We start from the raw sequence: 24543 nt of genomic DNA on the forward strand, positions 1-24543 counted from the left end.
TGCTTGGCGACCATAGCGTTATGGACCCACCTGATCCCATGCCGAACTCAGTAGTGAAACGTAATAGCGCCGATGGTAGTGTGGGGTCTCCCCATGTGAGAGTAGGACATCGCCAGGCTTCAAATTTTAGTTTTTGTTGTTATAACAAGAACGCTAAAGAATTTACTTAGCAACCATAGCGCAGCAGAACCACCTGATCCCATGCCGAACTCAGAAGTGAAATGTTGTAGCGCCGATGGTAGTGTGGGGTCTCCCCATGTGAGAGTAGGACATTGCTAAGTTCTAAATTGCATTATGCTGAATAGACACGCTGCGGAGCGGTAGTTCAGTTGGTTAGAATACCGGCCTGTCACGCCGGGGGTCGCGGGTTCGAGTCCCGTCCGCTCCGCCACTTATATTAAGCCCTAGTCGAAAGACTGGGGCTTTTTTACATTTTGAATATATGAGTTAAATTTATTTGAGTGAGTTGGCAGTTCAGTTGGTTAGCCTCTTTATTGGAGATCTTAGCGGCCTGTCAGACCGGAGTCGCGTCCGCTCGGCCACTTCTAAAGAAGCCTCGCTAGTCATAGCGGGGCTTTTTCGTCGAGTAAATATATTAATTATCTATTAATGAAAAAGCCCTGCTTGAAGTCACAGGGCTTTGGTTTTACTTAGTTGTCATTGAAAATAGTTAAGATGATGTGAGACCTCCTTTCCTACTTTATCTGAGCTTTAATAAGTGAAGCTCTGAGCGTTGGTAATACTATCGTTGTTGGTTATATTTACCTCCTTGCTCTTATTTCAATGTTATGCCTTAAATTTGTTCATAGAGACCTGTATGTAATATCTCCTTTTGTTGATTATCACTACGATCACGACGATATGCACGGTAACGTGATGCTAGGTAGGTAATGAGAGCTGAAAAAACAGTATAAGCCACTAAGAAAGTGATTGGTGAATGAATAACGTTGTTAGAAAAGACCCAAATAACGCCACTGATAGTGATAACTAATTTTGTCAGTACAGCAAGTACAAGGTAGCTCATGACATATTGAGGTTGGCGAATTGCCTGATAAGCAATGAAATAGCTTATTCCTACCGCGACAATGGCAAGGCTAAAACCCACTGTAAATGAGTGGAAATGTTCGGTGAAAAGTATAGCTAGAACAATAGCTATGATACTAAAGATAATCTTTTTCATACCGATTTCCTTGAGTGCGATAAATTTAACGCCTTCTAATCATGGACCTCAAATCGATATTTTTATGTGATTGGGCTATCTATTTTTATTTTTAGATGGGGTTATTACTGTAAATGGGCTCGATATCAAATTTTTATATGGAGGTAAATAGAATGGCAAAATATAAAAGAAAAGGGTAACTGAATGGTTACCCTCTAGCAAAGATCAGCGGTGTGATCTGCTAAAACAACAGCTATGTTTTTTAAACAGAAAGGAATGCTTTTAATTGAGCAAGTACTGCTTCTGCCTGTGGTTGATCTTCCATTTCAACAAAGATACGGAGTAATGGCTCAGTACCTGAGAAACGTGCAATCGCCCAACCGCCATTTTTAAAGTAAACTTTAGCGCCATCGGCATAGCTTACTTTTTCGATTTCATAGTCAAAATCAGGCAATGCTTTTTCTACATAGATCTTGTTGTACAGACGCTCACGTTCAGCAGGTTTAAAGGTACAATCGCCTTCTGCTGTGTAGGCATAGCCAAAGCGCCCATAAATTTCATCAAGTAATTCAGATAACTTCTTACCTGTCACGCTGATCATTTCGACCAGTAAGCTTGATGCAAATACACCATCTTTACCTTTGATATGACCACGGATTGTTAAACCACCTGAGCTTTCTCCACCAATGAGAGAATCATCAGCTTCCATTTGTGAGCTAATGTGCTTAAAGCCTACTGGCACTTCAAATGATTTCTCACCATAAGCTTCTGCAACTTTATCTAAAAGGTGGGTGGTTGCGATATTACGTACTACCGATCCTTTCCAGCCTTTATATTCAAGCATGTAGTAATAAAGTAGAAGTAGTACTTCATTCGGGTGAATAAAGTTACCTTTCTCATCAATAATACCTAAACGGTCAGCATCGCCATCAGTACCAATACCGATATCATAGCCCTCGTGAGCGACAAGATGCTTTAAACGGTAAAGCGTTGCAGCACTCGGCGATGGCATTAAACCACCAAAACCAGGGTTTTCACTATCGTTGATCACGTCAACATCACAGCGAGCACTGATCAGGACCGTTTGCAGGGCATTTTTTGCCACTCCAAACATAGGATCGATAAGAACGCGAAGATTCGCTTTTTTAATCGCTTCCATATCGATGAAATCAATAATTGAATCAACGAACTCGTTCATTGGATTGATGATTTCAACTAACTTATCGTTTTGTGCTTGTTCAAAGTCAACACGTTTTACATCCGCATCGGTTAACACTGCGATTTGTTGTTCAATCTTTTGAGTAATGATTTCATCCGCATCACGACCGCCTTCAATGAAGACTTTGATGCCGTTGTAATCTGCTGGATTGTGTGACGCAGTAATACAAGCTGAATATGTCGCACCTGTTTGTTTAGCTTTAAACATCACAACAGGGGTTGGTACGAACTTATCGATGAAGCTACATTTGATGTTGTTACCCGCTAAAACTTCAGCAAACCACGTTGCGGCTTTATCGGATAGAAAACGACGGTCGTAACCAATAATGAAACCATTTTCAGTGACTGACTCTTTGATCATGATGTTAGCAAGGGCTTGAGCTACTAAGCGTACATTTGCTTGAGTAAACTCTTCACCAATGAAGGCACGCCATCCACCTGTTCCAAACTGAATCATGGAGGAACTCCTATTTCTCTCTCAAATAAAAAGAGGGAGGTGAATACACCTCCCTAACCGTTTTAGCCCATTACTACTGTAACAGTATTGGTTGTGCCTTCAGCTTGAGGAGCAATTGCGCCTTCGACTGTTTCACCGTTTAGCGTAATAGATTTAACGCCTTTACTTACCCCATTTGGGTTTTCAACTTTAATGTTGTAAGTCGCGCCACGCCATTCACGAGTCACTTCAAAACCAGGCCAGCTTGTTGGAATACAAGGATTAACAGTTAGACCTGCAAAGCCTGTTTGTACACCTAGAATAAAGTTAGTCACGGCAAAATATGCCCAACCAGATGTACCTGTTAACCATGGGTGGTTTGCACGACCGTGATCTTGGTGATCACGTCCCATGATGAACTGAACGTATGAGTAAGGTTCTGCAATACGTTTTTCAATGATGTCGTTTTGGTTGTATGGGTTAAGTGCATCGTAGAACTTCATTGCACGATCACCACGACCTAGTTTCGCTTCAGCCACCCATGCCCATGGGTTTGGATGCGAGAAGATTGCACCGTTTTCTTTCACGCCTTGATATACGCGCGTAACGAAACCGATATCATCATTAGGGGTTGCGAATGATGGTGCATTTAGGTGTAGACCGTATTCAGAGAATAGGTTTTCATCAACGGCATCCATTGCTTTCTCACCACGATCTTGTGATGCCATACCAGAAAGCACAGCTAGAGTATTTGACTCTAAGTGAATACGACCTTCAGTTTGTTGCGCTGTACCGATCTTGTCACCGTCTTTTGTTAGACCACGGATGTACCAGCCACCTTCGTCATCCCATAGGTGTTGTTCACACGCTTCACGTACGTTTGCTGCCATTTCAGTGTATTTAGCAACATCTGCGTCTTTACCTTGATGCTTAGCAAGCTCGATGAATTCTTGTAATGCCCAGAAGTGAAGGAATGACACCATTGCTGACTCACCGCCACCAAGGTTTAGACAGTCATTCCAGTCTGCACGAAGACCTTTACAGATACCGGTTCGGCCTACGTATTCTGCTGAGAAATCGAGTGCGGCTTTCATGTGATCATAAACAGATGCATCACCGCCATCAGCGTATGGGATCACTTCGTCAATGAAGCTCTCTTCACCTGTTTCTGTTACGTACTTACAGATTGTTGGTACTAGCCATAGGTGGTCATCAGAACAGGTATCTTCGATACCGTGGATCTTATCTGCATCACTTGGGGTTGGAACAACTGTTGGTGATTTTGATGGCTCAACATCAGCCATGTCTGGATCGAACCAATCTGGATCAAATAGGTGTAGGCCGTAACCCGCTTTTACTTGACCACGTAGTAAGTCAACAAGACGCTTACGAGTCATCTCTGGGTTTGAGTGAGGAACAGAGATTGCATCTTGTGCGGTATCACGGTAGCCAAGACCAGTACGACCGCCCACTTCGATAAATGATGCGAAGCGTGACCAAACCACACATGTTTCAGCTTGGTATAGAGTCCATGCGTTGATCATGGTATCTAGGCCTTCGTTCGGTGATGTCACCTTGAACTTGTTACAACGACTGTTCCAGTGTTCTTTAATTTCAGCAAATGCAGCATCGACGGCAGCGACATCTTGGTATTTTTGACGTAGGCGTTGACCTTCGTTTTTACCGACACCTAGGATGTAGCTAAAGCGTACTTCTTCACCCGGTTGGATAGTGAATTGCTTGTGTAGTGAGCCACAGTGGTTGTAACAGGTTTGTACGTGGTTAGAACAACGTCCTTTTTCAACCGCAATAGGGTTAGCTTCATCACGGTAAGCACCAATGAAAGTGTCACGTTGACCATCATAGCTATCAGGATCAAATGTAGAAGCTAGGTAGTAGAAACCTTCTTTCTCATTGGTGTTGTAGTAAAGATCATATTCAATCACGCCGTCTTCATAAGACGTACCTGCTGAGTACAGGCTCATCTGATGGTTTTGGTTATCAGATTGAATGTGGCTAAAAGAGAATTCAACAAATGAGAATGCACTGATAGTACGTACTTCATCTGTCGTATTTTTAATCACAACATCCCAAACCTCAGCATCTTCGCCTTTAGGTACGAATAATGTTTTGGTTGCTTCAATGCCGTTGTAATCACATTTGAACTTAGAGTAAGACAAACCGTGACGCACTTCGTAGGTTGCTTCATCTAGGCTTTTTGCTACTGGTTGCCATGAAATTGACCAGTAATCACCTGTCGCATCATCACGAAGGTATACGTAGTGTCCTGGGCGATCAAATGTCGCATTAGGACGGAATTTAGTTACGCGATTGTACTCTGGAGATTTGTAGAATGAGTAACCACCTGCGTTTTGTGAAATTACTGTACAGAATTTCTCTGTACCTAAGTAATTTGTCCATGGTGCTGGGACATCAGGACGAGTGATAACATATTCTCTGTTGTCGTTGTCAAAATAACCGTATTTCATTGCTTTTTAATCCTTAAAAAATTTCACTCTACTGTGCGTGGTTATTCACAGTGGCGGTAATTAATACCTGCCTTGTCCAGGTAGCTAAGTTGACCTTTTAAACGTGCTTTGAAGTCATCCCAGTTACGATATTTAGGGTCGCTCCAGCAAATCTCCGAGACTGCCAGTAAGCGGGGGTAAATCATATATTCAAATCGGCTTTGGTTATTTACTAATTCTGACCAAAGGGCGGTTTGAATGCCTAAAATGTGCTGCCGCTCAGAGTTTTCCTCGGCGAGATCACTGAGTGGGTAATAATTGTAAACTTTATCGATGGGTAACTTTCCAGCCCAATCAACACCTGCTTCATCTGCCGAGTAGCCTTGAGCTAAATCTAAGTACGTCGCTTGTGCTGGCTGCATCACAATGTCGTAGCCTTTTTGGATACATTCCAATCCAGCCTGTTCACTTTGCCATGAGAAGATGATGGTATTTTTACTGACCTTCTCACCATGGGTTGCTTCTTCCCAACCCATCATGCGCTTACCTTTACCTTCTAGTACTTCTTCGGCAAAACGTAATAGGTGCCCTTGCAGCTCTTTGGGATCGTGATAGTCATGCTCTGCCATGAATTTTTGGCAAGCAGGGCTATCTGTCCAAACACCGACAGGGACTTCATCTGCACCAATATGAACGAAAGGTGCAGGGAATAGATCGCATATTTCCGAAAGTACATTGCTAATAAAGCTGTAAGTGCCTTTTAGTGCAGGCGATAAGATGTTGTCGTTATAGTTTTGAATGCTGCGATAAACAGATTTATCATCTGGATCAATCAACAAATCAGGGAGTGATAAAATAGCAGCACGACAGTGGCCAGGGATATCTATTTCCGGAATGATCATGATCCCACGATCAGCGGCATACGCAATGACATCACGAATTTCTTGTTTTGAATAAAATCCACCATAGCGCTGAGCAATGTGGCTAAATTGTGGAGCGATCACTTCGTTTGGACCACGCCAAGCACCGATACGGGTGAGTTCAGGGTAGGCATCAATTTCAACGCGCCAGCCTTCGTCATCGGTTAAATGCCAATGAAACGTATTAAATTTGTAGCGTGCTAATTGATCGATAAGATGTTTTATACGCTCAACAGGGTGAAAGTGGCGACCACAATCGAGCATCATACCGCGATAACCAAAATGCGGTTTATCATTAATATCTACCATTGGGATCTGGTAGGTGCTATCAGCTTGATGCGATGGTTTACTTGGTATTAATTGAAGTAAACTTGAAGTTGCGTAGACAAAACCAGATGCTGAATTAGCTTGGATCCAGACGTTATCGTTTTCAACGAGTAAGCGATAGCCTTCATCTACAAGGTCTTTATTTACAGTATAATGAATGTTGCCTTGCTGATTAACCGGCACGTGTTCATTCAATAAGGTATTGAGTTCTGCTTGTAACCAATTTACTGCACCTTGCGCTAATGTGGGTGGTGTTGAAATGGCAGTATGTTGATTTATATGAAAAGAGCCCTGTAGTTGCGTTATCTTGCTAGGTTTAGGGATCAAAGCAATATCAGCCGCTTTAACGGGTAGCGGTGTGTTGTAGCGTTCAACAGCAGGTTGATCAAGATTGATAGTACTGATGTCGACTTTTAACGGCTTAATGTACTCAGCGGTTGATGCTAATGAGATAAATGCATCTAAAATACCGTCGTCATAAAGCGTAAATGGTGCAGTACCGACCGTGAACTCGGTATAAAAAAGACCATTTGCAGGTAAATTGTCCGTGGCTGTTAATGTACAGTAACTCCCCGTTTGGCTGATAGCGCCTTTGCTTAACGTCTCGGCTCTAACGAAACGATTAAACAAAAAATGTAATGACCAATTTTGTAGTGGAGTATCGGTTAAATTATGTAAGCTTAATGCAAAACGAGATTCGTTTTCTTTTTTATCGATTACAGTTAAATCAAGGCGGTAACTCATCATTCCCCCTTAAAGTTTATATAAATCGTGATTACTACGTGCCATAGCAATCGCGCCATCCATAGCATCACCTTGTGGTGTTGCTATACGTTGCTGCATAGGTGGTACTAACCATGCATGAATACGTTCTGCAATGCTGCCCATGAGGCAAATTTTGTCAGCGCCACGCACAACTAATGCATTCATCCACATTTCTATATCTCGCGCTGTTTGCGATAGCATATCTATCGCGAGTTTATCGCCTTGTGCTGCATGGGCAAAAATGCTCGGTGAAAATTGACCATAATCACAAGGGCGCGCTGCTTTTGACCACAATACGATATTGTCGATATCATGATTAAAATATGTGAGTACAGAGCGAGCAAGCGGTGTTTGTTCAACAATACCATCAACACTTAATAGTACTTGTTGAATTAAACGCAGACCCATAACAGCACCGCCGCCTTGATCTGAAATCGGGAATTCACGACCGCCAACCACATGCTGTTGACCATCTTTTAATAAGATCCCACAAGAGCCAGTACCAGCAATTAATATCGCGCCATCTTTACCTCCCCAAGCACCTAAACAAGCACCATACGCATCGGTATTTAATGTTATGGCACCGTAAGGATGAGGCTGTTTCATGAAGTTATACCAAGCCTCTTGTTGTTCAGCGCCTGCGAGTGCTAGGCCTACTGACATATAACGAAAATGGCTATTATTAAGATTTGCTTGGCTGGCCGCAGTTGCTATCGCATCATTGATCGATGCCATAGCAACGCTACTGCCTAATAGAATATTCGCACTACCCGTTTTTGCTTCACCTAAAGTATTACCATCGAGATCACAGATGCGTGCACGGCAAGATGTACCACCGCCGTCAACGCCCACTAAGTAACGAATATCAGCCATGACAACGCTCCTTAAATTGCATCGTAATTGCAAGTAAGTACCAGCCACCATGTGGGATCCATTGTTCACCCCAGCGCCAGTTTTGCAGCATATCGTCTTTTTGACCATTAGGGTTGAATGCGATGTCTTCTTCGTTTTCAAAGCCAGATGTGATGCCGTTACAAACACCGCCTTTGGCGTTACTGAATCCTAAGTGAGGTAAGTAATTTGGGTTATTATGACCATGACCATCTAACATACACATGTCATACGGGTTTAAACCAACTATCCAGTCAAGTGAGCGTTGACCAAATTGCATTAAGCCTTGACGTAATGTTGGGTCTTGAACATAGTTCTGTGCCATAAAAGCCATGGTTGCTAATGACGCGAGACGTGCATTTTCGCCTTGCCACCAGTAACCTGACTCATTGTTATGGGCAACAAAGAAAGCCGTTTTCTTTTCACCATCGACAGCTTTAGTGTATTGGCGAGGGTAGTGAAATGGGTTATTCACTTCTTTTGTAATCGCTAACTCAAAATTAAGCGCGTTACATAACACTTGTTCAATTGGCTTTTTGAAATTGGGATCCGTTTCTGCACTTAAATATTGCATCAGAGCAATGGCAGGAAGGCCTGCTTCAGCGGCATGGAAATAAGGACGTTCGCCGTTTTCAGTCGCAGACCAGAAATATTCAATATTCTCATCTGACATTTGACGCTTAGCCAAACGTGTAGCCCACTCACGCATTTCTACTAAATAGCGATCTTGGGAAGTACTACGGAATAACTCAACGGCGGCTAATAAGGCACAATACTCATCTATAATATTTTCCGTACTATCGTTTAAGTATTCAGTATTGTGTTGTTTTAAATGCCAATAGCCAAGTTCAGCCGCTTGAAGGTATCGCTCGGTCTCGATGCCAGTAAACGCTCCTAAGCGAGTGCTTGATTCTAGTTGAGCAATACGAGAAAGCGCTGCTAATGCTGCAATGGTAACTCCACCACCTTGACGGAAGCCTGCTTGATAATCGTCTGACTTGATGCCTTCTTGAGTTGAATAAGCACAAATGTCACGTTGTTGCGGGGATTTGCTCCATTTGTCGAATACCGTCATATAGAAATAGCCCTGCGCGTGTTGCATGCGCAGTAAGAAATCGGCACCGAAAGTGGCTTCTTCAAGTAAACGTACACGAGTAAAGTCTGCAATATCGTCTTGCTGATCTAACTCTTCATAGGCTTTTAGCATGTTCCACACAATCATTGGGGTTTGTTGTGGATTTAAAAAATTACTAAAAGATAAATGGCTTAGGTATTTACTTACATCACCTGATGCATCATACCAACCACCGTGAACGTCTACGGTTTGATCTGAATTGAGTACAGCTGCATTTTTATCAGCTTGATCGAAAATACCGCTGCAACGTTGAGATTTAAAGTAGTGCAGAACATCACTAAAGGTTTGTTGCATTAACACACCTTCAGCAATGGTAAAAACAGTTGATTCGCTGTTTGCGTAGCGAATACGGAACTCACCAAGTTGTTGGCAAGAAGAGAAATCAATAAGGTAAATATTACCGGTATGCCATTGTGCTATGTTGTCATAGGCATGTAATGGCAGCTGCATGATAGTGGTGTTCGTCTGGTTACAAACAAGTTCTGCAGTACCGGTTAAAGTCTGAGAGTTGGTTTGTAATAAAGCGTGTTTTACGTTGAAACGCTCATAGCCCAGATGGTTAGTTAACAGCTGCATGGATCCTCCTAGTGTCGCCAAATAAAGGTGGTTTCAGCATTGTGAAACCACCATTTAACAGCTAAGGCGACCAATAACGCAGATAAGTCGTTTTTAGTAACGAGCTATTATTAATTTTCGTATAAGTAACAACGTACAAAGTGATTGTCAGATAATTGAGTCACACCTGGAAGTTTTTCACGGCACTTATCGGTAACGTGAGTACAGCGACCTGCAAATGGGCAACCCGCGCTTTCTGGCGTCCATAGCGGGATCTCGCCTTTATTACCTTTTAGTTTTTCATGAATAGACTTACTTGGATCGGGAACTGCTGATACAAGTAATTGGGTATACGGGTGTTGTGGATCGTGAATGATCTCTTCCGTATCGCCCCATTCAACCATGTGACCAACGTACATAACCGCTAGATCTTCAGCAATGTAACGTGCTGTTGCGATATCGTGGGTGATGTACAGTAGTGCCATTTCACGTTCAAACTTCATTTCTTCCATCAGGTTTAGTACACCTGCACGAATAGAAACGTCGAGCATTGATGTTGGCTCATCAGCAAGTACGACTTCAGCACCCACCGCAATGTTACGCGCTAAGTTAACACGTTGACGTTGGCCGCCAGACAGCTGGTGGGGGAATTTCGCAGCTGTCTCCTTTGGTGGGATCAAGCCAACTTGTTCTAGTAGGTTGTAAACCGTTTCTTCTAGCTCTTTTTTATTGCCTGACTTCACTTTGTTGTGGATCAGTAACGGACGAGCAATATGGTGGAAAATAGTATGAGTAGGGTTTAAAGAACCGAATGGGTCTTGCCATACCATTTGCACACCTTGGCGGTAATTCATTAAGTCATCATGTTTAGTGATTGACTGGATATCACGACCAAAATATTCAATTGTGCCATCTGTTGGCGCGTACATTTTTGCAATCATTTTCGCAGTCGTTGATTTACCAGAACCTGATTCACCAACAACTGAAAGACCACGACTTTTGTACATTTTGAAAGACACGTCGTTGATTGCACGCATCTTTGATTTCTTTAATGAATTACTGTTAACGGAAAAATCTTTAATTAGATTTTTACCTTCAATAATTGGATTTCCGACAGGTTTGCTCATAATGCCTCCTAAATACTGCCTATTATTTTATTAACCACGTTTAGTGAATAGGTGGCAGTTTGATAAACGTCCTGGTTCAATTTGTGTCAGCTGGGTTGGTGTTTTAAAACAAGCATCGGTTGTTTTGCTACAACGTGCTTGGAAACGACAACCTTGTGGTACTTCTAGTAAGTTCAATGGGTTACCAGGAATACCTGTTAACTTTGTTTTTGGACCAGTTAGAGGAGGGAATGAGCTACCCAAGCCCTCAGTATATGGGTGGAACGGTGTTTCTAGAATTTGCTTAGAAGGGGCAACTTCAATTAATTCACCTGAATACATGATGCCGATACGGTCAGAGAACTCGACCATTAATGACAAGTCATGAGTGATGAATAGGATTGAGAAACCAAATTCTTCTTTTAATGCGTAAATCTTTTGTAGAATTTCACGTTGAACCACAACATCAAGTGCTGTTGTTGGTTCATCCATGATGATCATCTTAGGATTTAGCGCAAGAGCAATCGCGATAACCAAACGTTGACGCATACCACCAGAAAACTGGTGAGGGTAATCACGTAAACGGCTAGGGTGGATATCAACGATTTCTAATAGGCCTTCAGCACGGCGAACTGCTTGCTGACGAGACATATTAGTGTGGCGCATGATTACGTCACAAAATTGCTCTTCCATGGTTAATACAGGGTTCAAAGCGTTCATTGCACTTTGGAACACCATCGACATTTCGCTCCAACGGAAGGCTGACATTGCCATATCCGATTTCTTTAAAATGTCACCATGGCCTTCAAAAATTACTTCACCACCGGTAATGAATGCTGGCGGCTTATGCAGACGCATCAGTGAGAAGGCAACAGTGGATTTACCACAGCCTGATTCACCTGCAAGACCGAATATCTCACCTTTACCAATGTCAAAGCTGACATTATTTACTGCGCGAACATCACCGGCATCTGTAATGTAATCAACACACAAGTTACGAATTGAGATTTGTGGATTGGTCATTATTTATCTCCCCCTTGTAGGGCTGGCTGAGGAGCGTCCACAGCGTTTGCTTCTTTTTCTTCTTTTGCATTCTTAGCATTTTCTTTTGCTAAGTTTTTCCAGCGGCGCATGCCTTTGTGTGAACGTAACTGCGGGTTGGCAATTTCATCAACAGCAAAGTTAAGCATCGCAAGACCGATAGCAATCAGTGTTAGTGCAACACATGGTGCTAATAGCTCCCACCAAGCGCCAACTAACATTGAAGATGATGTTTGTACGTTGTACAGCATCACACCCCAGCTTACTGAGTTCGGGTCACCTAAGCCTAAGAATGACAGTGTTGCTTCAGTCATGATGGCAAGCATTACCGAGCCGATGAAGCTTGCACCAACGATTGAGATTAGGTTCGGTAGAATCTCAACAAAGATAATACGCCATGAGGATTCACCTAATACTTCTGCTGCTTTTACAAATTCCTTTTCACGCAGTGATAAGGTTTGCGCTCGGACAACACGTGCGCCCCATGCCCAGGAGGTCATGGCAATAACCACCGCAATGGTCATTGGACCTGTTTGACCAATAAAGGCTGCGATAACAAACAGTAAGGGGAGCTGCGGTAGAACTAACATTATATTCATCGCAGCGGTTAAGACTTCATCGACTTTACCGCCAAAATAACCTGCTGAAATACCAATGATGGTTGCTAGGAAACACACCATTAAACCTGCACCAAAACCTACCGCTAGTGAAGTACGCGCGCCATATACTAGCTGAGACCAGATATCACGACCCATACGAGATGTGCCTAGTAGGTGCTCTGCATCTTTGGACATTAATAGACGACGCTTGTTATCAGCTAAGTTTTCAGCGATCCAACCGTCTGGATTATCTTGTGCTGCTTTTACTACAAACGCAGGGTACTCATGAGGTTTTCCTGTTCGTTTGTCTGGTGAAAACTGTGTAATCAGCGGAGCAAAAATAGCCCCTAGAATAAAAATAGTGATGATGCTAAGGCCAAACATAGCCTTAGGGTTACCAGATAATAATTTAAATAAGGCTTTCATAATTATTTGCCTCCTTTACGTAGGCGAGGATCTAGCACAACGATCAGGATGTCGGCCATGAAGTTAAAGAACAGCATGAACATAGTCATAATAAGTAACTGACCTTGAAGAACTTGGTAATCACGTGAGTGGATAGCATTAAGCATTACGGTACCAAGACCTGGGTAGTTAAAGATGATTTCGACAATTAACTGACCACCAATCGCCATACCTAGTGCCATAGAAAGTGCTGTTACACTTGGTAGCATTGCGTTACGTGCTGCGTAGTTAAATACCACACGGTTTTCACTTAAGCCCTTACCTTTTGCCATTGTGATGTAATCTTCGTTTAGCAGGTTGATCATGTTATTACGCATATTGATCAAGAAACCGCCGATTTGAATGACTGTGGCACAGAATAGTGGTAGTGCTGCGTGGTAAAGCACGTCTTTGTAGAAAGCCCAGCTTGACCAGTCAGGAATAACGCCCGGCGTATATGCATTGCCTGTAGGGAACCAACGCAAGCCGATAGCAAAGGTGAACATCACAAGCATTGCAATTACAACCGGTGGAACTGCTTGAATAACCAACATACCTGGTGAAATGAATGCATCATAAGTACTGCCGCGTTTCCATGCCGCAAAAATACCTAGTACAGAGCCAATACAGAAAGAAAGCATTACAGCTGAGCCAGCTAAAAATAGTGACCAGCCTACAGCGCCACCTAACAGTTCATTAACTGATAGTGGATAAAATTTGATTGAGGTACCTAGGTTCCACGTAAACACGTTAGCTAGGTAAGAAAAGTATTGTTCATATATTGGACCATCAACAAAGCCTAGTAGCTTTTTCATGGCTTCAATACGCTCAGGGGTTACCTGCGCGGTTGCGTTTGCGAACATCATGGTAACAGGGTCACCAGGCATCGCACGCGGAAGAATAAAGTTTAGCGTTGCCGCGAAAATCAGCGCGATAAAATAAAACGATAAACGACGTAGAAAAAATCCCATAACTCACACCTTACACATCCAGCTTGCCTTCCTGAGCTGAATTCAGGACGTAAAACCCCCTGACGCAAGGCGCCATACCTTTTATAGAAGAAAGGATTGAGGGGAAGAGGCGGTGCACAAGGCGTGCACCGCAAATATTAAGCAGATATTATGCTTTTGGTTTTAGATCCAGTACTTGAAGTAGACGCTCAGGAACACCAGCCCATACCATTGGACGGCCTTGAGGGTTCTTCTCATTCCACCAACCAGTGAAGCGAGTTTCGTTGTATTGGAAGTTGTTTGCACCAGACATCACTGGAATCGTGATTTGATTTTCAGCGATGATTTTCTGGATGCTATGAGCAATCTTCAACTGCTCATCTTTGTTAGCTGTTTTGTAGAAGCTGTCTAATAGCGAGTCTAGCTCTGCATTCTTGAAGTAGTGCATTGCAAAACGAGGCATACCTTCACCAGATTGTAGGCGTGAGTTGTACGCGCTATCCCAGTATAGGTGTGGATCAGCACCGTGGAAGTAGTTTGTGTAAGCTACATCGTAAGTACCGTTTAGCATCGCTTCGTTGTAAACAGCGAAGTCAGGTGTACTTGCTTTCGCGTTAATTCCCGCTTCTTGAAGCTGCTCTACACCTAGCTGTACAGTGTTGTTGAAGTCAGTCCAACCGTTTGGAGACTGAACTGTAAGTTCGATCTTCTTACCTGTTGGTGTTTCTACGAAACCGTCGCCATCAGTATCTTTAAAGCCTGCTTTCGCTAGTAGCTCTTTAGCACCTTTCACATTGTATGTGTTAAATGCTTTGTACTTGTTGTGTACCGCTTCATCTGACCAAGTTTTGAAACCATCACCTAGGCCCGATGCGTAATCGTTCGGCATACCTGCACCGTAGAATGCGATGTCGATGATTGTTTGACGGTCGATAGCCATTGAGAACGCACGACGGAAATCAACATTGTTGATCGCTTCTTTGTTACCATCTTTTGGCGACTTGAAGTTCAACATGAATGACTGAGTGCCCGCAGCTGGGTACCAGTATTTGTGATTTGGGTTTGCCGCAGCGTAAGTGCTGTCGATGTCTGGAATGAACGATGAAGTCCAATCTAGCTCAGAGTTAATGATCTTTGTTAGCAACTGATCGTTGTTCGCGATCTGAGGAACACGTAGACAGTCAACTTCTAGGTTGTCGTTATCCCAGTAGTTAGGATTACGACATTGAACGTATAGCTGAGGAGTGAATGTATCAATCTCAGTAAACGGACCTGTACCTACTGGATTTTCGTTAGTGAAAGTTGTTGGGTTTTCAACTTTGCTCCAGATGTGCTTAGGCACTACTGGTACGAAAGAAATTTCGAAAGGAACGTTCGAGTTCGCTTCAGTTAGATCGAAGATAACCTTGTTACCGTCTTGCTTAACTGATTTAACCCACTTGTTGATACCACGTTGATCTAGTTCTGGATTCTTCTTAAGTAGGTCAAAAGAATAAACTACATCATCAGCAGAAAACGCTTTACCGTCAGACCACTTAACGCCATCACGGATTTCGAACGTTACTTGCATTAGGTCGTCAGACATGTAGTAGTCTTTCGCCAAACGCATTACTGGCTCGTTACCTTTCATTTGGTTGAAAACAACCAATGGCTCGTAAACGAATTCAGTCGTAGTACGAAGGTTTGTAGCTAGGAATGGGTTAAAGTTACGTACCATTGTAGGGTAAAAGTCTGGTACGACTGTTAGCTGGCTTTTCTCTGCTGCAGACGCTACTGGTGCTGTAAAAGCGGTTGCTGCTGCAACAACGGCAAGTGCTAACTTAGTTTTGTTAATATTGGCAAGCATAGCTGTTCCTTACTCTTTGCTCTGTTTCACTTAATGGAAATTAAAGTTTGCTCCATCATTGGAGCCCTTGAACTTACTTCATCGGAACTGAGTAACGCTGAACCGGTGAATGGCCTTGTAAGCTCTCAGTGCGTTAAATATTCGCTGTAATGGATAAATCGTCAATCAAGCTTCCCGTCAAAATTGTCAAAATAACCAATAACAACGTCAAAAACGTTAATTTTAGGTTTTGTTGTTACCGATGAGTAGATGTTAAATGTGTGTTACATCACATTTGTATCTATCGGTGGTGAAATGATGTTTTGAGTTTATCTGGTTTTAACTTGTTGTTTTTATTTACTTTTATTGTTTTCGTTTGTTTTTTTTATGTAATGTGTGTTTTTTGAGTCGTTATTTCCGTGTGTAAAATTTATCGTCAATGTTTGTTGTGATTCGCTTCTCATAAACAAAAACTAATTCCCTCTTCTATCATTATGGAGCTTAAATAGCTTAAATTGCTTTAAAAATAGCCAAAACATAGAGTGTGACTGATGTCATTTTTATGGTTTTTAATGTGATATTTTCTTGTTAAAAATAACAGTTTCATCTGGTGAATAAGAATAAGTTTTCGTAAGAAAGGCCACATCGTTATGCTGCTAGGTGAGGCTCTTCTGACGTGAATATTTACTTATGGATGTAATGCTAAAGAGATAATAAGAAGGATAGTTTCACGTTTGTATTTTACTGGCATAAAAAAGGCTCCCGTAAGAGCCTTGATATTTAGGATGTAATAAGACTTAATTAGCTGGTACTAATTGTATGGTGTAGTTTGTCTCGCATTGCCACTACATGTTGGCGCTCTACTGTTGTTTGAGTACAGCGCTCTAGAACGTAATCCATGGTGTTGAGCACTGTACGCCAACGTGGGGTCTTGGGTAACGTGTCGATATGTAGATATTTATCAAGAGTACGTGTTTGTAAGGTGCTGCGATCAAGATACACTCGCCACAATCCACTTTCCTCTGCTAATTCAAATTTGGTTTTCTTGGCGTCATTTTCCCATAATGAAAGCGTCATAGTCATCGACTCAACCATAAGTTGACGAATAATATCCCCTTTATTTTGTCCGCTACCATCCAGCTTATCAGCCAAGCGTGTGAATTCACCACCAAGCTCTCTGAGTTGCTGTAAGTTATTCTTGTCGCCGTTAAAAGCAAACTCTGACAACATATCAACGGCATTTTCTAGTAAGCCTATACGATGATCTGCCGAAGGACCTTGGTTATCAAAAACAAACATTTGTTTAAGTCCTGATTCTTCAGGAAGGTTAATAATGTCGGTTGATAATGTTTGGATCTCATCATTTATAACGAAGCTCAACTTGCCATTGTAATGGTGGCTGTCGTTAATACCTATCGGTAGCTCTGTGGCGATAATATCCGAAATAGTATGGCGCTCAAGTTGCTCTGGTGAGCGTTTAAATAACTTACCAGCGGCACTATTAACATAGCGAATACGACCTTCACTTTGTACACAGATAATTGCTTCACTGGTCGTGTCAAGAAGCCCTAGCAAGCGGCTTTGTGCTTCTATCAGGCTGATTTCTACTTGCTCTCGACGATAAATTTCTTGCTGTAAGCTTTGGTTCTTTTGCTTTTCATGTTCAGTCTTACTGGCTTGCAGGTAAGCTTGAATACGAGCAATTAACTCTTCTTTATTAAAAGGTTTAGTTAAGTAGTCATTAGCCCCACACTCAAAGCCTTTGATGCGGTCTTGAATTTGCCCTAATGCAGACAACATCATTATTGGTAATTCAAAAATCGAGTATTGCTTTCTTAATAGGGTGCAGACTTCGTAGCCACTCATCTCCGGCATCATAATATCGAGTAAGATCAGATCTGGACGTTGTTGTTGGACAATATCTAATGCCTGATGACCGCTCTCTGCTGTTTTTACTCGATAGCCAGCAAGTCGGAGAAAATTATTTAAAATCTGAAGGTTTACGGGTTCATCATCAACCACAAGAATAAGATCACCTTCAGGGTTTTCAGGTAAATTGGTGCTTTCACAACTTCTGGAATCTAATGCCGGTACTTGGAAGTGCTGAAGTATAGAGTCATTAGATATCGCATTGATCTGCTCATTGGTTGCAAGGTTTAAGGTAAAGCTAAAGGTAGTGCCAATCATAGGCTGACTACTTACATATAAGCGCCCGCCCATTAATTCAATAAGTTGACGACTAATTGATAAACCTAGACCTGCGCCTTGTCGGTAGTTGGTCGAATTTGAGTTTGCTTGAATGAGGGGCTCAAAAATATGCTCTAGCTGCTCACTTGGAATACCTTGACCCGTATCGACGACTTGTACACGTAATTGCTGTTCTAATACTGTGGCAGAGATAATGATCTTACCTTCAGATGTGTACTTAATCGCGTTACCGACAAGGTTATAAAGTACTTGTTCTAAACGTTGCTCATCGGCATCAACGAGTGGCAAATCTGCAGGAATTTGATTAATGATCCTTACCGGTTTGTTACCAAGCAAGTGACTAGAAAGCTCCAGTACTAATCTCACCGCGGCTGACAGATCAATCGCATGGCGATGGATATCTAAATCGCCATAACGCATTTTGTGATAATCCAGCAAATCATCGACAAGATTAGTTAAACGTTGTCCACTATTGATGATCATTTCTAACTGACGACGTTGAGAATCTTTTACGGGTCCATTCGCTCCAGCAAGTAAAGATTCTGCAATGCCCACCATGCCATGAAGTGGGGTGCGTAATTCATGAGATGTGGTTGCAAGGAATTCATCTTTAAGTTTATCTGCTGTCTGTAGCTCATTGTTTTTCTGCTTGATAATCTTAAGGCTTTGTTCTAATTCGTCATTTTGAGTTTTAATTAAACCTATTTTTTCGCGAATAGAGCGCTGCATACGTGAAAAGCTTATCGCCAGACGACCAATTTCATCACTACGTTCAGTGCCTTCGATGACTTGGTCTAAATCGCCACCAGAGGCTTTTTCTGCCGCCCAAGTTAACCGCAGTAAGGGGGCGGTAATTGAATTAGACAATAAGTGAGAGGCAAAGATCACCAAAATAATCGCGCTGATCATTGCCACACCAAATATTTTTTCTAATTCAGTAATACGAGCAAAGGCTTCTTTTTCTGGTAGTTCAACGACTAGTGCCCATTTATTGTTAAGGATATCGAGTGGTGAAAAGGCACTCAATACTGAAATGTTATCGTAGTTTTTAAAGCTACCCACGCCTGATTTGCCAGCCAGTGCTTCCCTGATACTTTCACTTTTTAACGTTGTGGGAACCCCTGTTTCTGCCGCGAAACGCAGTTTGTGATCTTGACCAATCAATAAAGTTTGAACGTAGTTCGCATTATTACCAAGGTCTTGAATAAGCTCAGAAATCGCTTTATTACTTAACTCCATAAAGACGTAACTGTGCAAATAGCCTTGCTGAATGATCGGGGCGGCGAACCATGCGGTTGTGTCGTCTGTGTTTGCAGATTGACTAAAATCGGTAAAAGTAACCGGTACTTGATCAGGTTTAGCCTGACTTTGTTTGGTTTTTGCAGTAATCGCTTCAAAGGTTTGTTTTAAAGCTGGCGATGCTAGGGCGTTGGTAAGTAAATTGACGCCAAACAACTGGTGATTGTGAACGGAGTAAACCACGTTGCCTGAACGATCAACTAACATGATATCTTTGAAGTCAGAGCGTTTTAAATACTCTTTATAAACAGCGTTGTAGCGCTTATACATCAAACGATAGCGCTCATGTCCTACATAAGTCGTTTTATTATGGGACTCATTTTTTTGGGTAAGGGTTTGCGAGAAATAATGAGCATGTCCTTGAGATGCAAGTTGCTGTGTTATGTCACCGAGTTGATGGTAAGCACCGACTAAGCCATAAAAACGACCGCCACTGTTATTCGATAATTCAGAGCGAGCGAAACTCTTCACCTCAGATTCTTTCGCTGCGAAAAAGCTATAAAGCTGCTTTTGCTTATTATCACGTAAAGAAGCTAAGTGATTGATACTTTGTTCAGCAAGATCTTTGGTATGAGAGTTTAGAAAATATAGGGCAGATAAAACCAAAGGTGTGATGCTAAGCACAATAAAGGCCAACATTAGCGTATGTTGGAGACGTTTAAATCGTTTGGTATTCTGCATTCCGGTGCCTGAATAAAATGATTATCGTTCGATTTGGATTGAGGAACAGTGACTAACGTTAAATTATAAAACGTTTTAAAAGTAACGTTTTTGACAATTTTTCCGTTCGTTAGAAATCACTAAGTCCATATATATTAATATAATACTGCTTATACTGACTTATTTGAAGTGATCAAGTACAGCGATAATGAAGCGTGTTGTAAAACACAGAATTAACGGTTTTGACGGAGTTTTGATTATAAAAAAGGGACAACAATGTCCCTCTTTAGATAAATGTTCCGTTAAAATAAATTAACGGTTATTTAGTTGCGGCGTAAATATTAAATTTATTTGTTTTTGCCGTAAGGTTGCACTCACCAAGGCTTGCTTCAATTAATGGCGGATATTGTAAGAAGCTGTTGGCGACAATGACGAGTTGACCGTTATGGCTAAGGTATTGCGGCGCATCATTGATAAATAGCTCAGTTGCGGCATAAAACGTTTTTAACCCAGCATGGAACGGTGGGTTGCTGATCAAGAACTGGTATGGGCCCGTTAATGTCTTATAGACATCGGTAGCGGTGAACTTACTCGCTTCAAGGTTATTGACCTTAAATGTTTCTTTTGCCGATTCAATGGCTAACGCACTGATATCACACAGCTCTAAATCAATAGTGGGGTATTTAGCTTTCATCACCGCGCCAATCACACCAGCACCACAGCCAAAATCTAATACTTTGCCGTGTAATTTAGGCAGATTGTTAAGCAGTAATTCTGAGCCTTTATCAAACTCACCATGGCTAAATACGCCAGGTAAAGAGCGAACAGTAAGTTGTACGCCTGCAATATCGATAGGATAACTACGGAACCAATCTGATAAATTAAAGGCTTTTGGCGTGTTATCACAACGTCCCCAGTAAAAACTGCAGCGACGTGCCGAATCATATTTGTTCAGTGGGCCATATTCTGCAAAGAGCTTTTCTGCACTACGAACCCCTGAGCGGTTTTCACCAACGATACAAATTTCAACGCCAGTACCGAACTTATTCAGTAGCATGGTTAACAAGTAATCAGCTTCTGCTTTTGCTTTAGGCCAGTAAAGCAGGATCATATCGATATCTAATGCTTCTGTTAATTCAACACCGAAGTAACTACTTACATTATTAAAACGTTTGATATCTGAGTAGAAGCCATAGTTTGTGGTAAATACCGATACCGTTTGAGCGGTTTGAGATAGCTCTGATGCGAAGGTATCACTTAATTCGCCAGCGATAAGGACTTTACGGTTTTCAAAAAACTCAGATTGACGAGCAACAACCTGGCTCGCGGCGCAATAAGACATGTAACTGGCCTCAATGTAGACATCATAAATTTGGGAGCGAATTGTTCCATAATTATGTGCCGTTGAAAAGAAATCAGCAGTAGAGAGGAAGATTGAATAGAAGAAAAATGCCGCCCTAGAATAGAGGCGGCATTGTAATGATAGGTTAGTGAGAATCTTGTTGTTCTAAGAAGTCTTTAAATTCAACTTCATACATTTTAAATAACACGAGTGTTACACCAAAAATGATGGGACCGTAAATCATACCGATCAAACCAAATAATTGGATACCCCCAATGATTGAGAAGAAGATCAGTAGGGTATTCATGCTTGAACTGCCTTGCATCAGCAATGGACGGACAACGTTATCGATTGAACCTACGACAAGCACTCCCCAGCCCGCTAAGAATAATGCCCATTCCCATTGACCGACTAACAGTAAGTATAGAGATGCAGGTAGCCAGATAAGTGCGGTACCTACGACAGGGATTAATGAAGCAAAAGCCATCATTGAGCCCCAGAACAGCCCTGGGAATCCGCATAGCCACATTGCAAAACCACCGGCTAAGCCTTGCGCGACAGCGGTTAGGAATGATCCAAGTACGGCAGATTTTGCGACTTGTTCAACTTCTTCCATAATTGCATCTTCTTGACTGCGAGACAGTGGGATCACATGGCGGATCGCGGCAATCATCTTGTCGTTATCACGTAGCAGGAAGAATAGGACAAATAGCATCATCATAAAGTTTACTAATATGCTAGTGGCGTCTCCAAGAATACGTGCACTAATGTTGATTGCTTGAGAGCCGACTTGAGATGCTGTGGTTGCAATTTTCTGAATGATGACCTGAGGATCAAAATCATGGAACGGTGAGTATTTATCTATATAGAACAGTACTTTTTGAGCGTAAGGGTGAGCAAATAGTTCTTTCGGACCGCCGGATGTGATCCATTGATAACTTTCTTTAGAAACGGTTGTACCTTGATGAACAATGGATGAAAACACCACAAGCAACGGGATCACAATAATGACGGTAAGCACAAAGCAAGATAACATTGCAGCAGTATTTGCACGGGTTGGCATTAACGCTAATAAACGTTTATGTAGTGGTGCAAAGAGTAATGAAATAATAAAGGCCAGAACAATCGGCCCTAAATAAGGTTCAATGAGTTTGTAACTGGCAAATGCAGCAACAAATAAAGCAATAATAAGGAGCCAATGGCGTGGCTCGATTTTAAATGGCTGTGGCACTGTATGTTTCCTTTAATTAATAAGCGTCTTCATTACTGCTGTTATTGATAAAGATTATCATTATAATCATTGTCGCTATAACTTATCGATTATACCCTTTATCGCGGAGATGGCTTATGGGATGTTGTAATTGTGGCTGTGATGACAAAAAAAAGCGCAGACCACCGATTGCACTAATTATTTTAGTCATCATGGTACTGCTTGCGTTATATTTTTGGCAATAACCTTAGCCTTGAGCGGTGGCTATAGTTAAATACAATTTCTGTGTTTTAGATACTAAAATAATGTCATAAAAAAAGGTCACTCATTGTGACCTTTTTTATTTTTATTTATTTCAGCTTTCTGAATTATTCAGGGCTGTTTTCATGAGCAAGCGTTGCAAAAGCAAAATCAGCCGCTTCAAGTGTTGCATCAATGATTTGATCTGTGTGTGCTAGTGAGGTGAAGCATGCTTCATATGCAGACGGTGCAAGATATACCCCTTTTTCTAGCATTAAATTAAAGAAACGCTTGAAACGCTCGACATCGCACTTGGTTACATCTTCGTAGCACGTTACAGTTTCTTGCTCAGTAAAGAAGAAGCCAAACATCGCACCTACTTGATTAATGGCCAGTGGAACACCATGCTTATCTGCTAATGCTTTAAAGCCATCAGCAAGACGTTTAGTGGTATGAGCAAGGCGTTTTTCATTACCGTCTTCAGTTAACACGCTTAAACAGGCATGGCCTGCTGCCATTGCAACAGGGTTGCCTGATAGCGTACCCGCTTGGTAGACAGGACCTGTTGGTGCAACAAATTCCATCACTTCACGACGGCCACCGAATGCGCCGACTGGCATACCGCCGCCGATGATTTTACCTAGTGTTGTAAGGTCTGGTTTAATGTTGTAATAGCCTTGAGCACCACCTTCTGATACGCGGAAGCCTGTCATTACTTCATCTAGAATTAATAGCGCGCCAAATTCATCACAGATGTCGCGTAGCCCTTCAAGGAAGCCAGGTACAGGTGGAATGCAGTTCATGTTACCCGCAACAGGCTCAACGATAATACAAGCAATCTCTTCTGGGTGAGCTGCAAACGCTTCACGGACAGAATCTAGATCGTTATAGGTTGCTGTTAGAGTATGTTTTGCAAAATCTGCAGGTACACCTGGTGAGCTTGGTTGACCTAGGGTTAATGCGCCAGAGCCTGCTTTAACGAGTAGACAATCGGCGTGACCGTGGTAACAACCTTCAAATTTTAAGATCTTATCGCGACCAGTAAACCCGCGTGCCAGACGAATAGCGCTCATGGTTGCTTCAGTACCTGAGCTTACCATGCGTACCATTTCCATCGATGGTACTAGTTTTGATACCAGATCAGCCATGGTGATTTCCATTGCCGTTGGCGCACCAAAACTTAAACCTTGTTGCGCTGCATCGATCACCGCATCACGAATCGCTGCATGGTTATGGCCTAAGATCATTGGACCCCAAGAGCCAACGAAATCGATGTATGCATTACCATCAGCATCAAAAATATAAGCGCCATCGGCACGCTCAATAAAGATTGGTGTGCCACCAACACCAGCGAACGCTCTCACTGGAGAGTTAACACCACCTGGAATTTTTTGTTTTGCTTTGGCAAATAAATCAGCCGATTTGCTCGTTTTGCTCATTATGAGGTCCTATATAAAATAATCAGGCGTAGATCCAATCCAGATCGTTTTCTGTCCTAGAGATTGTAGGCCAGAGAAGTGTGTAGATTGTTATTAGTCCATTGTACCTAAAAGGATGCAATTTAGGGAGGGCGATTTATGGTGGTTATTTGCGTGTATTGAACAATTAATTACAGCAATACTGCAGTATAAGTCACAGTTGCAAAGCTATTTTTCAACATTAGCAGTATAATAAACGCCCATCTTAGATTACTCTTCTAAAATCAATAGTTTCATTTATCCTCCCTGCATCCTATATGCAATCTT

The 24543-nt window shown here is 42.1% G+C and carries 15 protein-coding genes, 1 tRNA gene and 2 rRNA genes; 3 read left to right on the forward strand and 15 right to left on the reverse strand.

The window, feature by feature from the left end; all coding sequences use genetic code 11:
* The first annotated feature begins 2 nt into the window (after positions 1 to 2).
* The 3 genes from rrf (C9J45_RS10410) to C9J45_RS10420 all read left to right on the forward strand — a co-directional run bounded on the left by rrf (C9J45_RS10410) (position 3) and on the right by C9J45_RS10420 (position 391).
* Positions 3 to 118, forward strand: a 5S ribosomal RNA gene (gene rrf / locus C9J45_RS10410).
* Positions 119 to 165: 47 nt separating this feature from the next.
* Positions 166 to 281 (forward strand): 5S ribosomal RNA (gene rrf, locus C9J45_RS10415).
* 33 nt (positions 282 to 314) lie between these two features.
* Positions 315 to 391: transfer RNA gene (locus C9J45_RS10420), tRNA-Asp, on the forward strand.
* Positions 392 to 793: 402 nt separating this feature from the next.
* Here C9J45_RS10420 and C9J45_RS10425 read toward each other — a convergent pair.
* The 15 genes from C9J45_RS10425 to hemL all read right to left on the reverse strand — a co-directional run bounded on the left by C9J45_RS10425 (position 794) and on the right by hemL (position 24237).
* Entirely contained in the window at positions 794 to 1180 is a 387-nt protein-coding gene (locus tag C9J45_RS10425) for a hypothetical protein (protein WP_107246756.1), read from the reverse strand.
* Positions 1181 to 1421: 241 nt separating this feature from the next.
* Complete coding sequence (locus C9J45_RS10430; RefSeq protein ID WP_107208602.1) at positions 1422 to 2834, reverse strand: phosphoglucomutase/phosphomannomutase family protein; 1413 nt, start codon at positions 2832 to 2834, stop codon at positions 1422 to 1424.
* 62 nt (positions 2835 to 2896) lie between these two features.
* Positions 2897 to 5302, reverse strand: coding sequence for a GH36-type glycosyl hydrolase domain-containing protein (locus C9J45_RS10435; protein ID WP_107246755.1), 2406 nt, complete (start codon positions 5300 to 5302; stop codon positions 2897 to 2899).
* 41 nt (positions 5303 to 5343) lie between these two features.
* Positions 5344 to 7272 carry a beta-N-acetylhexosaminidase gene (locus tag C9J45_RS10440; protein ID WP_107292504.1) on the reverse strand — a complete coding sequence of 643 codons (1929 nt, stop codon included), beginning with the start codon at positions 7270 to 7272 and terminating at the stop codon, positions 5344 to 5346.
* Positions 7273 to 7281: 9 nt separating this feature from the next.
* A complete protein-coding gene (locus tag C9J45_RS10445) occupies positions 7282 to 8166 on the reverse strand; it encodes an N-acetylglucosamine kinase (RefSeq protein WP_107260550.1) in 885 nt (294 codons plus the stop codon).
* Positions 8159 to 9895 carry a glycoside hydrolase family 9 protein gene (locus tag C9J45_RS10450; protein ID WP_107246752.1) on the reverse strand — a complete coding sequence of 579 codons (1737 nt, stop codon included), beginning with the start codon at positions 9893 to 9895 and terminating at the stop codon, positions 8159 to 8161. The genes C9J45_RS10445 and C9J45_RS10450 overlap by 8 nt, the downstream gene beginning before the upstream one ends.
* A 110-nt stretch (positions 9896 to 10005) precedes the next feature.
* The gene (locus C9J45_RS10455; RefSeq protein WP_005369743.1) at positions 10006 to 11001 is read right to left on the reverse strand and encodes an ABC transporter ATP-binding protein; all 996 of its coding nucleotides are present in this window, start codon (positions 10999 to 11001) and stop codon (positions 10006 to 10008) included.
* 30 nt (positions 11002 to 11031) lie between these two features.
* A complete protein-coding gene (locus C9J45_RS10460) occupies positions 11032 to 12003 on the reverse strand; it encodes an ABC transporter ATP-binding protein (RefSeq protein ID WP_045130276.1) in 972 nt (323 codons plus the stop codon).
* Positions 12003 to 13046, reverse strand: coding sequence for an ABC transporter permease (locus tag C9J45_RS10465; protein ID WP_107208597.1), 1044 nt, complete (start codon positions 13044 to 13046; stop codon positions 12003 to 12005). The genes C9J45_RS10460 and C9J45_RS10465 overlap by 1 nt, the downstream gene beginning before the upstream one ends.
* Positions 13047 to 13048: 2 nt before the next feature.
* On the reverse strand, positions 13049 to 14035 hold the full coding sequence (locus tag C9J45_RS10470) for an ABC transporter permease (RefSeq protein WP_107208596.1): 987 nt from the start codon (positions 14033 to 14035) through the stop codon (positions 13049 to 13051).
* Between the two features lie 148 nt (positions 14036 to 14183).
* Complete coding sequence (locus tag C9J45_RS10475; protein WP_107208595.1) at positions 14184 to 15860, reverse strand: ABC transporter substrate-binding protein; 1677 nt, start codon at positions 15858 to 15860, stop codon at positions 14184 to 14186.
* 780 nt (positions 15861 to 16640) lie between these two features.
* Positions 16641 to 20027 (reverse strand): response regulator, encoded by a 3387-nt coding sequence (locus C9J45_RS10480; protein WP_233217683.1) that lies wholly within the window; start codon positions 20025 to 20027, stop codon positions 16641 to 16643.
* A 298-nt stretch (positions 20028 to 20325) separates the two neighbouring features.
* Positions 20326 to 21348 (reverse strand): 16S rRNA (guanine(1207)-N(2))-methyltransferase RsmC, encoded by a 1023-nt coding sequence (rsmC, locus tag C9J45_RS10485; protein WP_107292505.1) that lies wholly within the window; start codon positions 21346 to 21348, stop codon positions 20326 to 20328.
* 145 nt (positions 21349 to 21493) lie between these two features.
* On the reverse strand, positions 21494 to 22579 hold the full coding sequence (locus tag C9J45_RS10490; RefSeq protein ID WP_107208593.1) for an AI-2E family transporter: 1086 nt from the start codon (positions 22577 to 22579) through the stop codon (positions 21494 to 21496).
* A 347-nt stretch (positions 22580 to 22926) separates the two neighbouring features.
* Positions 22927 to 24237 carry a glutamate-1-semialdehyde 2,1-aminomutase gene (gene hemL / locus C9J45_RS10495; RefSeq protein ID WP_107292506.1) on the reverse strand — a complete coding sequence of 437 codons (1311 nt, stop codon included), beginning with the start codon at positions 24235 to 24237 and terminating at the stop codon, positions 22927 to 22929.
* Positions 24238 to 24543: the final 306 nt, after the last annotated feature.

The organism is Photobacterium sp. GB-1 (assembly GCF_003026165.1).
Lineage (GTDB): Bacteria > Pseudomonadota > Gammaproteobacteria > Enterobacterales > Vibrionaceae > Photobacterium.